At 71.1% G+C, this 15757-nt stretch carries 12 protein-coding genes; 6 read left to right on the top strand and 6 right to left on the bottom strand.

The features are described 5' to 3' along the window. Window positions 1-79: 79 nt before the first annotated feature. The gene (dnaE, locus tag UWG_RS0109710) at window positions 80-3619 is read right to left on the bottom strand and encodes a DNA polymerase III subunit alpha (protein WP_016907011.1); all 3540 of its coding nucleotides are present in this window, start codon (window positions 3617-3619) and stop codon (window positions 80-82) included. 179 nt (window positions 3620-3798) lie between these two features. On the opposite strand from dnaE, the gene UWG_RS0109705 reads away from it, so the two are divergent. From UWG_RS0109705 to UWG_RS0109695, 3 genes are all read left to right on the top strand, one after another. Beyond that, entirely contained in the window at window positions 3799-4524 is a 726-nt protein-coding gene (locus UWG_RS0109705; RefSeq protein ID WP_016907010.1) for a hypothetical protein, read from the top strand. Window positions 4525-4619: 95 nt separating this feature from the next. Next, window positions 4620-5426: a thioredoxin domain-containing protein gene (locus tag UWG_RS0109700; RefSeq protein ID WP_016907009.1), complete on the top strand. Its 807-nt coding sequence runs from the start codon at window positions 4620-4622 to the stop codon at window positions 5424-5426. Window positions 5427-5528: 102 nt separating this feature from the next. After that, window positions 5529-7172 carry a serine/threonine-protein kinase gene (locus UWG_RS0109695; RefSeq protein ID WP_029391316.1) on the top strand — a complete coding sequence of 548 codons (1644 nt, stop codon included), beginning with the start codon at window positions 5529-5531 and terminating at the stop codon, window positions 7170-7172. A 10-nt stretch (window positions 7173-7182) separates the two neighbouring features. On the opposite strand, the gene UWG_RS0109690 is transcribed toward UWG_RS0109695, so the two are convergent. After that, entirely contained in the window at window positions 7183-7755 is a 573-nt protein-coding gene (locus tag UWG_RS0109690; protein WP_016907008.1) for a dienelactone hydrolase family protein, read from the bottom strand. A gap of 108 nt (window positions 7756-7863) precedes the next feature. On the opposite strand from UWG_RS0109690, the gene UWG_RS0109685 reads away from it, so the two are divergent. Beyond that, window positions 7864-8943 carry a mechanosensitive ion channel family protein gene (locus UWG_RS0109685; RefSeq protein ID WP_016907007.1) on the top strand — a complete coding sequence of 360 codons (1080 nt, stop codon included), beginning with the start codon at window positions 7864-7866 and terminating at the stop codon, window positions 8941-8943. 8 nt (window positions 8944-8951) lie between these two features. On the opposite strand, the gene UWG_RS0109680 is transcribed toward UWG_RS0109685, so the two are convergent. Together UWG_RS0109680 and UWG_RS0109675 are read right to left on the bottom strand one after the other, a co-directional pair. Beyond that, window positions 8952-10547 carry a Na+/H+ antiporter gene (locus UWG_RS0109680; RefSeq protein ID WP_016907006.1) on the bottom strand — a complete coding sequence of 532 codons (1596 nt, stop codon included), beginning with the start codon at window positions 10545-10547 and terminating at the stop codon, window positions 8952-8954. A 3-nt stretch (window positions 10548-10550) separates the two neighbouring features. Continuing rightward, on the bottom strand, window positions 10551-11486 hold the full coding sequence (locus UWG_RS0109675) for an RluA family pseudouridine synthase (RefSeq protein WP_420235621.1): 936 nt from the start codon (window positions 11484-11486) through the stop codon (window positions 10551-10553). A gap of 201 nt (window positions 11487-11687) precedes the next feature. On the opposite strand from UWG_RS0109675, the gene UWG_RS0109670 reads away from it, so the two are divergent. Further along, window positions 11688-12893, top strand: coding sequence for a metallopeptidase domain-containing protein (locus UWG_RS0109670; protein WP_016907004.1), 1206 nt, complete (start codon window positions 11688-11690; stop codon window positions 12891-12893). A 2-nt stretch (window positions 12894-12895) separates the two neighbouring features. On the opposite strand, the gene lspA is transcribed toward UWG_RS0109670, so the two are convergent. Together lspA and UWG_RS0109660 are read right to left on the bottom strand one after the other, a co-directional pair. After that, window positions 12896-13636 (bottom strand): signal peptidase II, encoded by a 741-nt coding sequence (lspA, locus tag UWG_RS0109665; RefSeq protein WP_016907003.1) that lies wholly within the window; start codon window positions 13634-13636, stop codon window positions 12896-12898. A gap of 43 nt (window positions 13637-13679) precedes the next feature. Beyond that, complete coding sequence (locus UWG_RS0109660; protein ID WP_016907002.1) at window positions 13680-14549, bottom strand: TraR/DksA family transcriptional regulator; 870 nt, start codon at window positions 14547-14549, stop codon at window positions 13680-13682. 439 nt (window positions 14550-14988) lie between these two features. Between UWG_RS0109660 and UWG_RS29775 the strand changes: the two genes are divergently transcribed. Continuing rightward, window positions 14989-15757, top strand: a 769-nt coding sequence (locus tag UWG_RS29775) for a class I tRNA ligase family protein (RefSeq protein ID WP_033196057.1), incomplete at its 3' end; no start/stop codon positions are given.

Raw genomic sequence — 15757 nt, 5'->3', positions numbered from 1 at the left:
CCGCCGACGCGGCGGCAACGCGACGGGCGGGCGCACCCGGTGGGGATGCGCCCGCCCGTCGTGCCGTGCCAGGGCGCCCTCAGCCGGCCACGCAGGACTGGCCGAGGAGCGCCTTGAGATCGCCGTAGAGTGCGGTGTCCGCGGTGACGCGGTGGCGGTCGAGCCGCAGCACCGTCGTCTTGCGGGCGCCCTGGAGCTTCAGCCGCACCTCGCTGGAGCCGCGGTGCTGCGCGAGCACCTCGTCGAGCTTCTCGACGAGCGGGGGCGTGACCCGCAGCGAGGGGATGGTGATCGTCACGGGAGCCGAGGCGCCGACGTCGGTGAGGTCGGGGATCATCAGCTCCATGGCGACGAGCCGCGGGATGTCCTCGCGCTTGTCGAGGCGGCCCTTGACGAACACGACCGCGTCCTCCACGAGTTGGGTGGAGACGAGCTGGTAGGTCGCGGGGAAGAACATGCAGTCGATGGAGCCCGCGAGGTCCTCGACGGTGGCGATCGCCCAGGCGTTGCCCTGCTTCGTCATCTTCCGCTGGAGGCCGGAGATGATGCCGCCGATCGTCACGATCGAGCCGTCCGCGTAGTCGCCGCCCGTGAGTTGGGAGATCGCGGCGTCGGCCTTGTCGTTGAGGACGTGCTCCAGGCCGAAGAGCGGGTGGTCGGAGACGTAGAGACCGAGCATCTCCCGCTCCTGCGCGAGGAGGTAGGTCTTCTCCCACTCCTCGTCGGTGAACTCGACGTCGAGGCCGAAGCCGGGGCCGCTCTCCGTCTCGCCCCCCATGTCGCCGAAGAGGTCGAACTGGCCTTCCGCCTCCTTCCGCTTGACCTGCACGACGTTGTCGATCATCGGCTCGAAGTGCGCGGTGAGGCCCTTGCGGGTGTGGCCCATCTCGTCGAAGGCGCCCGCCTTGATGAGGGACTCCACCGTCCGCTTGTTGCAGACGACGGCTTCGACCTTGTCGAGGAAGTCCGGGAAGGAGGAGTACTTCCCCTTCGACTTGCGGGACTTGACGATCGAGTCGACGACGTTCTGGCCGACATTGCGCACCGCGGTGAGGCCGAAGACGATCGTGGAGTCGTCCCGCGAGGTGAAGTTGGCCTCGGACTCGTTGACGTTCGGCGGCAGCACCTGGATGCCCATTTTCCGGCACTCGTTGAGGTAGACCGCCGACTTGTCCTTGTCGTCGCGGACCGAGGTGAGCAGCGCGGACATGTACTCGGCGGGGTAGTTGGCCTTGAGGTAGGCCGTCCAGTAGGTGACGAGCCCGTACGCCGAGGAGTGGGCCTTGTTGAACGCGTATCCGGCGAACGGCACGAGGACGTCCCAGACGGCCTGGATCGCCTCGTCCGAGTAGCCGTTGTCCCGCATGCCCTGCTGGAAGTTCACGAACTCCTTGTCGAGAACCTCCTTCTTCTTCTTGCCCATCGCACGGCGGAGGAGGTCGGCCTGGCCGAGGCTGTACCCGGCGAGCACCTGCGCGGCCTTCTGCACCTGCTCCTGGTAGACGATGAGGCCGTGGGTGATGTCGAGGATCTCCTTGAGCGGCTCCTCCAGCTCCGGGTGGATCGGAGTGGTCTCCTGCTGACCGGTCTTGCGCAGGGCGTAGTTGATGTGCGAGTTCATGCCCATCGGGCCCGGGCGGTAGAGGGCCGAGACGGCGGAGATGTCCTCGAAGTGGTCGGGCCTCATCATCCGCAGCAGCGAGCGCATCGGTCCGCCGTCGAACTGGAAGACGCCCAACGTGTCGCCGCGCTGGAGGAGTTCGAAGGTCTTCGGGTCGTCGAGCGGAAGATCGAGGAGCTTGAGATCGACGTCCTTGTTCTTCCTGATCATCTTGACGGCGTCGTCCATGATGGTCAGGTTGCGCAGGCCGAGGAAGTCCATCTTCAGCAGGCCGAGCGATTCGCAGCTCGGGTAGTCCCACTGCGTCACCACGGTGCCGTCGTTCTTCGGGGAGAAGACCGGCGCGTGGTCGATGACGGGTTCGCTCGACATGATGACGCCCGCGGCGTGCACGCCCATCTGCCGCACGAGGCCCTCGATGCCCATCGCGGAGTCGATGACCTTCTTGACGTCGGGCTCGTTCTCGTACATCCCGCGGACCTCGCCGGCCTCGCTGTACCGGGGGTGCTCGGGGTCGGTGATGCCGGAGAGCGGGATGCCCTTGCCGAGGACGTCGGCCGGCATCGCCTTGGTGATGCGGTCGCCCATCGCGTACGGGTAACCCAGCACGCGTGAGGCGTCCTTGATGGCGGCCTTCGCCTTAATGGTGCCGTAGGTGCCGATCATGGCGACCTTGTCGGCGCCGTACTTCTCCGTGACGTAGCGGATGACGTCGCCCCGCCTGCGCTCGTCGAAGTCGATGTCGACGTCGGGCATGGTGACGCGCTCGGGGTTGAGGAAGCGCTCGAAGATGAGGCCGTGGATCACCGGGTCGAGGTCGGTGATGCCCAGCGCGTAGCTGACGATGGAGCCGGCCGCCGAGCCGCGGCCGGGGCCGACGGCGATGCCGTTCTCCTTCGCCCACATGATGAAGTCGGCGACGACGAGGAAGTATCCGGGGAACCCCATCGAAATGATGACGTCCATCTCGTACTCGGCGAGCTTCTGGCGGTCCTCGGGGACGCCCGCCGGGTAGCGGCGGTGCATCCCGCGCTTGACCTCCTCGCGGAACCAGGAGACCTCGTCGTACCCCTCGGGGACGTCGAACTGCGGCATCAGGTTCTTCGGCTCGAACATGCCCGACGTGTCGATGCGCTCCGCGACGAGCAGCTGGGTGTTGCGGCAACCCTGCTGCCATGCCTCGGAGTTGTCGATCGCGTACATCTCCTCGGCGGACTTCAGGTAGTAGCCGGCGCCGTCGAAGCTGAAGCGGTCGGGGTCGGAGAGGTTGCTGCCGGTCTGGATGCACAGCAGGGTGTCGTGGGCGACGGACTCCCTCTCGTACGTGTAGTGCGAGTCGTTGGTCACGATGAACGGGGCGTCGATCTTGCGGGCGATCTCCTCCAGACCGGCGCGCGCCCGCTTGTCGATGTCGATGCCGTGGTCCATCAACTCGACGAAGTAGTTCTCCTTGCCGAAGATGTCCTGGAACTCCCCGGCAGCCTTGACCGCCTCGTCCATCTGCCCGAGCCGGATCTTCGCGGAGACCTCGCCCGAGGGGCAGCCCGTGGTGCCCATGAGGCCCTCCGCGTACTCGGAGAGGAGCTCGCGGTCGACGCGCGGCTTGCGGAAGAAGCCCTCGAGGCTCGCGCGGGACTGGGCGCGGAAGAGGTTGTGGAGCCCGGTGGCGTCCCTCGCCCACATCGTCATGTGCGTGTAGGCGCCGTTGCCCGCGACGTCGTCCCGCTTCTGGTGCGGGGTGCCCCACTTGACCGGGCGGGTGTTCTTGCGGTGGTCCGGCGCGACGTACGCCTCGATGCCCATGATCGGCGTCACACCGGCGTCCTTGGCCTGGTGGAAGAAGTCGTAGGCGCCGTGCAGGTTGCCGTGGTCCGTCATCGCGATGTGGGACATGTTCATCTCGTTGCAGGCGTTGAACATGTCCTTGAGCCGTGCCGCTCCGTCCAGCAGCGAGTACTGGGTGTGCACGTGCAGGTGTGTGAACGGCTGCTGGGTCACGTGAGGGGCACCTCCGGGCGCGGATGGGCTGCGGCGGTTGTGGAGTCTACGACCCGGCGCTGACACCGCAGGCGCACCCACCACGGTCGTGCGCCGGCCCCCGCACCACCCGACCGTAACCGAGCTCGTGCGCTCCTCTCACGCCCCTTTTACACTTCCCCATGGCAGACTCGGTGGCGATGGACATCGGATCGGCGGGCGGACGGGCAGGGTCCGCAGGGAGCCAGGGCATACCCTCCGCGGGGAGTCCCGGCATCCGTGCTGCGCGCGCCGGGATCTTCACCGCGCTCTGCGTCACGCTCTCGGCCGGCGGGCACGTCCTCCTCTCCGGGGCTCCGGTCCCCGCCGCGACCCTCGCCGCTGTCGCGGTCGGTGTCTTCCTCATCGCCTTCGCGCTCGCCCCGCGCGAGTGCGGGTACGGCCGGATCGCCGGCGTCCTCGTCCCGTTGGAGCTCCTCGCCGACGCCGTCTTCACCACGGGGCAGCACGCCTGTTACGGCCAGGGCGGCGGCCCCGTGACGGGCCCGCTGCGCGCCGTCGGCCTCGACCTCCTCTGCGGCGGCGGCAGCCTCGGCACCCCGCTCGCCCGCGTCGCCGCGCAGAACGGGAGCGCGGCGGCGCCGGAGACGCTCCCCTGGCTGCTGCTCGCCTGCCACGTCGGCGTCGGGCTCCTCGCCGCCGCGTGGCTGCGCCGCGGCGAAGCCGCGCTCGCGCGGCTGCTGCGCGCGGCCGCCGCCACCGCGTTCCGGCCGCTCCGGCCGGAGTTGGCACCGGTGCCCGCGCCCCGTCCGCTCCAGGTGCGCGCCGCTCGCGCCGCCCGGGCCGCGCGGCTGCCCCGCGCGGTCCCCCTGCTCACCCACTCCGTACACCGCCGAGGTCCGCCGCGCTGCCGCCTGGCGGCCTGAAGAGGCCGCGCGCCGCGACGGCACGCGCAACCGTGCGTACACACCACCTCTAGGACGAGCGGAATCAAGGGATTCCGAAACGGAGCAGAAGAGACATGAGCAAGCGCAATTCCCAGGAGTCCAAGCGCGCCGCACGCGAGCGGCTGCGGATCGAGCGGGAGAAGCAGGCGAAGAAGGCGAAGATACGCCGGCAGTTGGTGATCGGTGTCTCCGTGGTCGCCGTGCTGGCGCTGGCGACGGGCGTCGGCGTCGCCGTGAAGAAGATGAACGAGCCCTCGGGTTGGGACGCGGCGAAGGACGCCAAGCTCGTCACCCCCGCCAACGCGGAGGGGGCGAAGGGCACCCGGGTCGTCATCGGCGGCGAGGACGCGAAGAACCGCATCGACGTCTACGAGGACCTGCGCTGCCCCGCCTGCGCCAGCTTCGAACAGAGCGCGGGCAAGCTCCTGCAGAAGGGCGCCGACGACGGCAAGTACAAGCTCCAGCTCCACCTCGGCTCGATCATCGACAACAACCTCGGCGGCGAGGGCTCGAAGAACGCGATCAGCGCCCTGGGCGCCGCGCTCGACGTCAGCAACGACGCCTTCCGCGATTACCACGAGGCGCTGTACTCGAAGAAGCACCACCCGGAGGAGACGAACGACGAGTTCGCCGACGACGGGTACCTCCTCGATGTCGCCGACTCCGTCAAGGAGTTGAAGGGCAACAAGGACTTCCGGCAGAACGTCGAGAAGGGCACTTTCGACAAGTGGGCCCTCGGCATGATCGGCGACTTCGAGAAGGGGAAGGTCGACGCCACGCCGACGGTCAAGGTCGACGGCAAGAAGGTCGAGACCGAACAGCTCCCCGCCGAGCTCCAGAAGCTCGGTGTCGACCTCGGCGGCGGCTCCGGCAAGGAGTGACCCCCGCGCAGCCGTGGCCGCCCTCCCGCCGGGGAGGGCGGCCACGCCCGTAACTCCCGGTGCCTGCACAGCCGTTGCCCCCGGCCACGTACCCTGACGTCCATGACTGGGGGCACACGGGGACAGTTGGTGGACGACCGCTTCGAGCTGCTGGAGAAGCTGGGCAGCGGCGGCATGGGCACCGTGTGGCGCGCCAGGGACACGGCACTCCACCGCGAGGTCGCCCTGAAGGAAGTACGCCCGCTCACCGCCGAGTTGACACCCGACGGGTCCGAGACCCCCGCGGATTCGGAGGGCGTGCAGCACCTCCGCGAGCGCGTACTGCGCGAGGCGCGCGCCCTCGCCCGGCTCAACCACCCGAACGTGGTGACGATCCACCACATCGTCGACGCGCCCGACCAGCCGCCGTGGCTCGTCATGGAGCTGCTCCCCGGCGAGACCCTCCAGGACCGCCTCGCACAGGACCCGTTGGCCCCCGCGGACGCCGCACGCCTCGGCCGGCAGATGCTCGCCGCGCTCCGCACGGCCCACCGCGCCGGCATCCACCACCGCGACGTCAAACCCGGCAACGTCCTGCTGCGCGAGGACGGTTCGGCCGTCCTCACCGACTTCGGCATCGCCGCCCTCCAGGGCGCCACCTCCCTCACCGCACCCGGCGAGTTCCTCGGCTCCCCCGAATACGTCGCACCCGAACGCATCCGCGGCATCGACGGCCCCGAGGGCGATCTGTGGTCGCTCGGGATCACGCTCTACGTCGCCACCGAGGGCCGCAGCCCGCTCCGCCGCACGACGACGCTCGCCACCCTCGCCGCCGTCCTCGACGACCCGCTGCCTCCCGCGCAGCGCAGCGGCCCGCTCGCCTCCGTGCTCGACGCGCTGCTCGTCCGCGACCCGGCCGCCCGTCCGAGCCCCGAGCGCCTCGACGCGATGCTCGCCGAGGTCGCCGAGAACCGCGCCCCCGCGCCCCAGCCGCTCCCCGACGCGTTCGCCGCACCGCACGCCGCACCGCCGGGCCCTGCGACTCCCCCGCACGCCGCCCCGCCGTACGGCGCCTTCGGGCCCCCTCCCGCCGCGTCTCCGGAACCCCGACCGCAGCCGCCGGGCGGCCGGTTCCGGCTGCGGGACGCGGTGATCATCGGCGGTGCGCTCGTCGCCGCCGCGCTCATCGCCCTCGGCACCTACCTGCTCTTCGACACCGAGGACGAGCGGGCCGCGCCCTCCCCCACACCGTCGGGCGGCTCCGCCTCCCCCGGCGGCGCACACCCCGAGGACGGCGTCTCCCCGAGGCCCACGCCGAGCGCGAACACGGAGGACGAGCGCGAGGCCGACGCGACCACGAGCCCCCCGCGCACCTCCGAGGCTCCCGCACCGGAGGGCCCGCGCGGCGCGGAGCACCGCGACTCCTGGGTGGCGCAGCTCGCCTCCGTACCGAAGTCGGAGGGCGTCGCGGAACGCAGACGGCACGAGAAAGCGCTCGCAGGCCGGACCGACGGCGTCCGCTGGGTCGACAGCGACGACTACGCCTCACTCCGCTCCGGCTATTGGATGCTCTACCGCCCGGGCCCGGACGAGGACGGCGGCGGCAGCTTCGAGAGCGGCCGGGCCGCGGCCGACTGGTGCGCGAACTCGGGGCTCAGCACCGCGAACCAGTGCGTGGGCCGCTACCTCAGCGACGACGCCGCCGACCGCGTCCATGTCTGCTCGCCCGACAACTCCCGCGGCACGGGCCGCTGTTCGCGCGAGTGAGACGGCGCGGTCAGAGCGTCTCCAGGAACCCGAGCGCGGTCCGCCAGGTCTGCTCGGCGGCTTCCGCGTCGTAGTGGTCGAGGTCCTCGTCCGTGTAGAGGTGCCCGGCACCCGCGTAGCGGAAGACCTCCACGTCGGCGCCTGCCCTGCGCATCCGCAGGTACCAGGCGCTCAGCCAGTCGTCGGGCTCGAACGGGTCGGGTTCCGCGACGTGGAGCTGGACGGGAAGGTCGTCGGCCGTGGCGTCGTCCGTGAGGTCCGAGGTGCCGTGGAGGAGGAGCAGCCCGCGTGCGTTCACGTCGGCGAGCGCGAGGTTCTGCGCCAGCGCGGCGCCGAGCGAGAACCCCGCGTAGACGACGCCGCGCTCGGAGACCGGCGCCGCCGCCGCGACCGCGCGCCGCAGCAGCTCGTCGCTGCCGATCTCCTCCTTGAGCGCCATGCCCTCCTCCACCGAGTCGGTGGTGCGCCCGGCGAACAGGTCGGGTGTGAGCACCTCGTGACCGGCCGCGCCGAGGCGCTCGGCGGCTCGGTGCACGGCGGGCCGCAGCCCGTGGACGGAGTGGAGCAGTACGACGGTGGCCACGGTGTCACATCCTTCACAATCTCTCCCCGCGGCTACCACCGCGGCGGGGTCCCTCATGGTCCCAGGTACCGTCGACGGTGACCTTCCGACCCCGAGGAGACGGAGACCATGGAGGACGTGCTGCGCCCGCTCGTCGTGTTCGGCGGTGCACTGGTACTGGCATGGCTGATCGCCTGGGCCGCCGACCGCGCGCTGCACAGGCTCGACGCGAGGCACCCGGAGACCCCCATGTGGGAGCTGCTGCGGCGCGGGCGGGTGCCGTTGCAGGCCGTGCTCTTCGTCACGCTCGTCCGCGGCTTCTTCGGCAGCACCCGCCTGGCGAAGAACGACCGCGAGACCGTCGACCTCTGGCTGACGGTCATCATCATCGGCGCCTCGGCCTGGCTGATCCTCCGCATCCTCGCGGCGATAACGGAGACGGTCGCCTCGCGTTACGCGGGCGTCGCGCTGGACCCGGCCCGCGCGCGGCGGGTGCGTACCCAGCTGACGCTGATCCAGCGCCTGGTGACCGCCGTGGTCTCGGTGATCGCAGCCGCCGCCGTGCTGCTCCAGTTCCCCGGCATGGAGACCTTCGGCTCCTCGATGCTGGCCTCGGCCGGTGTGCTCGGCATCGTCGCCGGTGTCGCGGCGCAGTCGACGCTCGGCAATCTCTTCGCCGGCCTCTCGATCGCCTTCGGCGACATGGTGCGGATAGGCGACACCGTGATCGTCGACGGCGAGTACGGAACCGTCGACGAGATCGCCATCTCCTACCTCGTCGTCCGCACCTGGGACGAGCGGCGGATCACCATGCCGGTCTCGTACTTCACGAGCAAGCCGTTCGAGAACTGGTCCCGCGGCGGCTCGCAGCTCACCGGCACCGTCTACTTCCACCTGGACCACCTGGCCCCCATCGAGGAGATCCGCAGCAAGACGGAAGAGCTGGTGCGCGCCAACGACCACTGGGACGGCCGCAGTTGGAGCCTGTGGGTCACCGACACCGCGCCCACCACGATCGAGGTGCGCGCGGCCGCGACCGCCCGCACGGCCGACGACGTCTGGACGCTCCGCTGCGACCTGCGCGAGCAGCTCCTCACCTGGCTCAGGGCCGAGCACCCCTACGCGCTCCCCGGCATCCGGCTCGCCCAGGACGCGCAGGCCGGCGCCGACCGCATGAGGACCGCCGACCTCAGCAAGTCGGAGATCTGAGGCGCCGCTCAGCCGTGCCGGTAGCTGTGCACGTCGAGCTGGTGCAGCACCCGGTCGACCACCTCGGGGTCGACGCCGCTCTCGCCGCGCGCCGCGACGGCCTCGTGCCGCGCGGCGGAGAGCAGCTCCCCCTGGACGCGTCGGAGCGTCTTCATTCGCTCCACGTGCTCCAGTTGGGAGGCGCGCCGCTCCTCGTCCGCCATGTCCGGTGAGATCCGCGCCCCGACGTCCCAGGCCCGCCGCACGAGGACCTCGGCGAGCTCCTCCGGCAGCTCCTCGACCTCCTCGATCTCCCGCAACCGCTGCCGCGCCGCCTTCGCGCACCGCAGGGCCAGCTCGCGCTCGACGCTCCGCTCGGCCGCCGTGTCCGCCTTCACCCGAAGCAGCCTCACCAGCCACGGCAGCGTGAGCCCCTGGAAGACGAGCGTCACCACGACGACGCAGAACGCGAGGAAGAGGATCGCGTCCCGCCCGGGGAAGGGCTCGCCGCCCTCGACGGTGAGGGGCACGGCGAGCGCCAGCGCGACGGAGGCCACCCCGCGCATCCCCGACCACCAGATCACCACGGTCTCGCGCCAGTTGGCCGGGATGTCCTCGTCGAGGTCCTTGTTGCGGTGCAGCCGCATCGCGAGCCAGCCGGCCGGCAGCAGCCACGCGAGCCGCACGACGACCACCACGGCGACGACGGCGAGCGCGGCAGGCAGCAGGTCCTCCCACTGCTCCCGGCCGGTCTCGATGACGGTGTGCAGTTCCAGTCCGATCAGCCCGAAGGCGATCCCGGTCACGAGTGTGTCGACGATCGACCAGAAGGTGTTGCCGGCGAGCCGCCCCTGTACGTCGTCGGCGTCGACGGCCCGCCCCGAGGAGAGGTAGAGCGCGGTGGTGAGCACCGCGAGCACGCCCGAGCCCATGAGCTCCTCGGCGAGCACGTACGAGGCGAAGGGCACCAGCAGCGTCAACCCGGTCTGGAGGGTGGCGTCGCCGAGGAACCCCATCACCTTCCCGGTGAGCCACGCGAGCGCCAGTCCCACCGCCACCGCGACGACGCCGGAGAGGACCAACTCCCCCGCGGCGACGGGCATCGAGAACGTCCCGGTCACCGCGGCGGCGATCGCCACGTGGTAGAGGGTGATCGCGGTGACGTCGTTGAAGAGTCCCTCGCCCTCCAGGATCGAGACGAGCCGGCGCGGCAGCCCGAGCTTCCCCGCGACGGTCGTGGCCGCCACCGGGTCGGGCGGCGCGACGAGCGCGCCGAGCGCGACGGCGCCTGCCACCCCGATCCCCGGTACCAGCGCGTTGGCCACCGCCGCGACGGCCGCCGTCGTCACGAAGACCAGCGCGACCGCCATGAGGAAGATCGGCCGCTTGTTGGCGGCGAACTGCCGCCACGAGGTGTGCTGCGCCGCCGCGTAGATCAGCGGCGGGAGCACCAGCGGGAGGATGAACTCCGGCGGCAGGTCGACGTTGGGGACGAACGGGAGCAGCGCCAGCACCCCGCCGAGCAGCGTCATCAGCACCGGAGGCGGAAGACCGATCCGGTCGCCGACCGGGACCATCACCACCGACGAGAGGAGCAGGACGAAGAGGAGGGCGAGCTGTTCCACGTGTCAGGCACTCTCCGCTCTCACCCGGTCCAGGGCCCGTCGGAGGTCCTCGGGATAGTCGCTCTCGTAGGTGACCCAGCGCCCGTCCGCCGGGTGCTCGAAGCCGAGTTGCACCGCGTGGAGCCACTGCCGCTGGAGCTTCAGCCGCGCGGCGAGCTTCGGGTCGGCGCCGTAGGTGAGGTCGCCGACGCACGGGTGCCGGTGCGCGGACATGTGCACGCGGATCTGGTGCGTGCGCCCCGTCTCCAGCTTGACGTCGAGGAGGCTGGCGGCGCGGAAGGCCTCGATCAGGTCGTAGTGGGTCACCGAGGGCTTTCCGTCGGCGGTGACGGCCCACTTGTAGTCGTGCTGCGGATGCCGGCCGACCGGTGCGTCGATGGTGCCGCTGAGCGGATCGGGGTGCCCCTGCACCAGGGCGTGATACCGCTTGTCGACGGTCCGCTCCCGGAACTGCCGCTTCAACAGGGTGTACGCGCGCTCGGACTTGGCGACCGCCATCAACCCCGACGTGCCGACGTCGAGCCGGTGGACGATGCCCTGCCGCTCCGCCGCTCCCGAGGTACTGATGGCGTACCCGGCGGCCGCGAGCCCACCGATCACCGTCGGCCCGCTCCACCCCGGACTCGGATGCGCCGCGACTCCGACCGGCTTCAGGACGACGACCACGTCCGCGTCGTCGTGGACGATCTCCATCCCCTCGACGGGCTCGGCGACGACCTGCACCGGCTGCGCCGGCTCCGGCATCGTCACCTCGAGCCAGGCCCCGCCGGGGACGCGGTCGGACTTGCCCACCGCCGAACCGTCGAGGAGCACCTTCCCCTCGCCGGCCAACTCGGCCGCCTTCGTACGTGAGAACCCGAACATCCTGGCCAGAGCAGCGTCGACGCGCTCCCCTTCGAGTCCCTCGGGTACGGGCAAAGTGCGGACTTCTGCTGGCATGCTCACCTGATCGAGTATGCCGGACGGGCGGCACGTCCCTGCGCCGGGAGGGCCCGACTGCCGCGACGCGCACCGCTCACCCGCGCGGCCCGCCCAGGGTGCACCCGCCGCCGCCCACGCCGAGGGTGTCACTACGCCCGCACGCCACCGCTCCCCCATGGCCGTGCGCTGCGAGGAAGCGCCCTACGGAAGGAGCAGGCCATGACGGCAGCGCGGCCGCGCGCACGGATACCGGGCCGCCGGGCCCTCGTCCTCGCCGCCACTCTCGTCACCGCCGCAGTCGGCCTCGCCCCTGCCGAGGCCGCGGCCGCCGGCATCACGGGTCCGTGCGCGATATCCGGCCGCCCCGGCACGGGCGAGGGACCGCAGAACGGCGAGCACGTCAACCCGCTCGGCCACCGCCGGGCCACGATGCTCATGGTCGACTTCGCCGACCGCCCCGCCCGCAACCGCGCGGAGTCCCGCGCGAAGTTCTTCTCCGGGTTCGGTGACGAGTACGTCGAGCGCGCCTCGTTCGGGAAGTACCGGCTCGAACTCGACCACACCGCGTGGATACGGATGCCCCACCGCTGGTCGTCGTACGGCATCACCCGCGGCGTCCCCGAGCGGCTGATGCGCCGCTACGTCCGCGACGCGCTGGAGGCCGCCCGCGAGCGCGGCGCCGACCTCGGCGGCACCGACCTCGTCTTCGTCGTCGCCGACGACAACGTCCCGGCCCCGCCCACCGTTTCGCAGGCGAGCACCTTCGACGGGCTGCGCGCCGGCGGCATCTCGGTCCGCGGCGCGGCGCTCGTCTTCGGCCGCCGCGCGGACTCGGCGCTGTGGCAGCGCGGCAACTTCGTCCACGAGGCGAACCATCTCTACGGGCTGCCCGACCTCTACAACGTGGAGCGGAACGCTTCGGTCGAGTACGCGGGCGGCTGGGACACGATGAGCATGGCCGGCATCTCCGACCTCCTCGGCTGGCACAAGTGGAAGTTCGGCTGGATCGACGGCGACCGCGTGCGCTGCACGCCCCCCGGCGCCACCGAGGAGGTCCGACTCGACCCCGTCGGCTCCCGCGGCGCCAGGATCGCCGTCGTGCGCACCGGGCCGCACCGCGCGCTCGTCGCCGAGGCACGCAGCCGTACCGGACTCGACGCCCCGATCTGCCGCGAGGGCGTCCTCCTCTACACCGTCGACTCGCGCACCGCGACGGGACGCGGCCCCGTCCGCGTCGTGGACTCCCGTCCGCACAGCCGAGGTGGTGCGCAGTGCGGCAACCGCGCCCCGGCGGAGCTCGCCGAACTCGCGGACGCGCCCTTCGCGCCGGGCGAACGCCACACCTTCGGCAACGGGGCCCGGGTCGAGGTGCTCGGCAAGGAGGGCTCGGGTTACCGCGTGCGGATGCGGGCCCCGGAGCGCTGACCTCAGTCGCGGTGGATGGTGCCGTCGGGGTCGAGGCCGCGGAAGGAGAGCAGCACGATCAGCACTCCGCCGCAGACGATCGCGGAGTCCGCGAGGTTGAAGACAGCGAAGTGCGTCGGTGCGATGAAGTCGACGACGGCGCCGCGGAAGACGCCGGGCGAACGGAAGATCCGGTCGGTGAGGTTGCCGCAGGCACCTCCGAGGAGCAACCCGAGCGCGATCGCCCACGGCGTGCTGTACAGCTTCCGGGCGATACGCGCGATCACCACGACGACGATGGCGGCGATCAGCGAGAGGCCGATCGTCAGCGCTTCCCCGATGCCGAAGGCGGCGCCCGGGTTCCGGATCACGTCGAGCCGCAGCAGCGAGCCGACGACCTCGATCGGCTCGTGGTGCTCCAACTCCTCCACGACGACGACCTTGGTGACGAGGTCGAGTGTGTACGCCAGGGCCGCCACGACGAGGAGCACCACGATCCGCCGCCGCCCCGTCGGCGCGGCCACCGGGGCCTCCGCCGACTCGCCGTCCGCCGGCTCCGCTTCCGCGGCGTCCGCCGTGTCGGCAGCCTCGCGGGGCGCCTCGCCGTCGTCCGCTTCCGGGTCTTCCGGAGCGTCGCGTTCCGCCTCGCTCACGGTCGGAACCTCCGCCGAACCGCCGTCCCGCTCCGCGCGGTTGGCTCGCCGAGAACCGTCCGCGCCCTCGGGCGCGGACGGGGTGTCCGGGGTCTCGATGGGCCGCTCCACCTCTGTCACGTGTTGAGGGTACGACACGGCCCGAACGGCATCTTCAGCGGCGCTCCTGCTTCTGCTTGCAGTCGACGCAGAGCGTGGCACGGGGGAAAGCCTGCATCCGCGCCTTCCCGATCGGGTTGCCGCAGTTCTCGCAGACGCCGTACGTCCCGGCGTCGAGCCGCTCCAGGGCGCGCTCGTTCTGGTAGAGCATCTCGCGTGCGTTGGCGGCGAGCGCCATCTCGTGCTCGCGCGTGATGTTCTTGCTGCCCGTGTCGGCGTCGTCGTCCCCCGCCCCGTCACCGGAGTCGCGCATCAGGCCGTTGAGCGCCTCCTGCGAGGCGTCGATCTCCTCGCGCAGCCGGGCCACTTCGCCGTGCAGCCCCTCGCGGGCCTCCTGGACCTCGGCCTCGGTCCACGGGTCCTCGCCGGGGCGTACGGCGAGGTCGCCGGCGGCTGCCGGGCCCGTCGTCGCGGTACGTGCCGTCGGCACCGGACCGGCCTGGGTGGATGCAGAACTCTTCTTCGCAGGCACCGTCTCGGCTCCCGTCGTCTCGGCTGCGCCGGCTCCGGCGGTCTCGGAGCTCTCCGACGGTTCCGCCCCCGCCGCAGCTGCTGTCGTCTCGATGCCGGCGGACGGCTCCGCTGCCGCCGCCTTCTTCGCCGCACCCTTCTTGGCCGGCGCCTTCTTGGCGGACTTCTTCGCCGCCGCCTTCTTGGCTGCCGTCTTCTTCGCCGCCTTCTTCGCCGGCGCCTTCTCGGCCGGCGCCTTCTTCGCTCCGGCCGCCCCCTTGGACGTCGATTCACCGCCGTCTGGTTGCTCCGCTTCCTCCGCAGCCCCGGAGCCGCCGGACGGCTGGGCTGCCGGCTCCCCCTCGGGAGCCCGATCGGCTGCCGTCCTCTGCACGGCGGTCTTTCTCGCCACCATGGCCGCGGCCCCTTCACATATTGTGATCTTGCTCGCGAAACGTGACCGGAACGATAAATCGACTTGGACTGCACGGCAACGGGGCACGCCGGTCTCATCCGTTGTGCCCAGGCAGCCGGTGCGAAAACCGTGTCACCGCTGTCGCGGGGGAGCCGTACACTGGGGTCGGCGCAAGCGATGAAGGGGACGAGTAGCGTCCGCAAGCAGCCAGGAGCGACCCGGGGACGGTGCGAGCCCGGGGGCCCGCCCGGCGCGAAAATCACCCCGGAGCCGCCGGAGGAAAACCCGCAGCGCGGGCGAGTAGAACCGGCAGCGCTACCCCAACGAGGGGGCGGTGGGCGGCTGCCCGCCGTCAAGGAGGGTGGTACCGCGGGACCGCACGGCGATCTCGTCCCTCCGACGGACACGCTCGCACTCTCCGCCGGAGGAAGCCCCGACGATGCAATACCACCAGGTACCAGCCCAGGTGGACCTGCCCGCCATGGAGCGCGCGGTCCTCGACTTCTGGCGCGAGAACAAGATCTTCGACCGGACCCTGGAGATGTCCGAGGGCCGTCCCGAGTGGGTCTTCTACGAAGGTCCGCCGACCGCCAACGGCATGCCGGGCGCCCACCACATCGAGGCCCGCGTCTTCAAGGACGTCTTCCCGCGGTTCCGCACGATGCGCGGCTACCACGTCGGCCGCAAGGCGGGCTGGGACTGCCACGGGCTCCCCGTCGAGCTCGCCGTCGAGAAGGAACTCGGCTTCAACGGCAAGCAGGACATCGAGAACTACGGCATCGCCGAGTTCAACGCCAGGTGCCGCGAGTCGGTCACCCGGCACACCGACGCCTTCGCCGACCTCACGACCCGCATGGGGTACTGGGTCGACCTCGACGACGCCTACCGCACCATGGACCCCGAGTACATCGAGTCCGTCTGGTGGTCGCTGAAGGAGATCTTCAACAGGGGTCTCCTCGTCCAGGACTACCGCGTCGCGCCCTGGTGCCCGCGCTGCGGCACCGGCCTCTCCGACCACGAGTTGGCGCAGGGGTACGAGACGGTCGTCGACCCCTCGGTGTACGTCCGGATGCCGCTCACCTCGGGGCCGCTCGCCGGTGAGGCGTCGCTGCTGATCTGGACGACGACGCCGTGGACGCTCGTCTCCAACTGCCTCGTCGCGGCACACCCCGAGGTGGAGTACGTGGTCGCCACGGACGGGCAGGAGA

Source organism: Streptomyces xiaopingdaonensis (assembly GCF_000262345.1).
Classification (GTDB): domain Bacteria; phylum Actinomycetota; class Actinomycetes; order Streptomycetales; family Streptomycetaceae; genus Streptomyces; species Streptomyces xiaopingdaonensis.
Note: the sequence above shows the minus strand (reverse complement) of the source record. Positions and strands in the feature narration are given on the sequence as shown.

What these genes read in the sequence shown, in the direction of transcription:
- UWG_RS0109685 (WP_016907007.1), top strand. Translation starts at nt 7,864, where the DNA reads ATGGAGGACGTGCTGCGCCCGCTCGTCGTGTTCGGCGGTGCACTGGTA.
- UWG_RS0109695 (WP_029391316.1), top strand. Translation starts at nt 5,529, where the DNA reads ATGACTGGGGGCACACGGGGACAGTTGGTGGACGACCGCTTCGAGCTG.
- UWG_RS0109675 (WP_420235621.1), bottom strand. Translation starts at nt 11,486, where the DNA reads ATGCCAGCAGAAGTCCGCACTTTGCCCGTACCCGAGGGACTCGAAGGG.
- UWG_RS0109670 (WP_016907004.1), top strand. Translation starts at nt 11,688, where the DNA reads ATGACGGCAGCGCGGCCGCGCGCACGGATACCGGGCCGCCGGGCCCTC.
- UWG_RS0109700 (WP_016907009.1), top strand. Translation starts at nt 4,620, where the DNA reads ATGAGCAAGCGCAATTCCCAGGAGTCCAAGCGCGCCGCACGCGAGCGG.
- UWG_RS0109660 (WP_016907002.1), bottom strand. Translation starts at nt 14,549, where the DNA reads ATGGTGGCGAGAAAGACCGCCGTGCAGAGGACGGCAGCCGATCGGGCT.
- UWG_RS0109705 (WP_016907010.1), top strand. Translation starts at nt 3,799, where the DNA reads ATGGACATCGGATCGGCGGGCGGACGGGCAGGGTCCGCAGGGAGCCAG.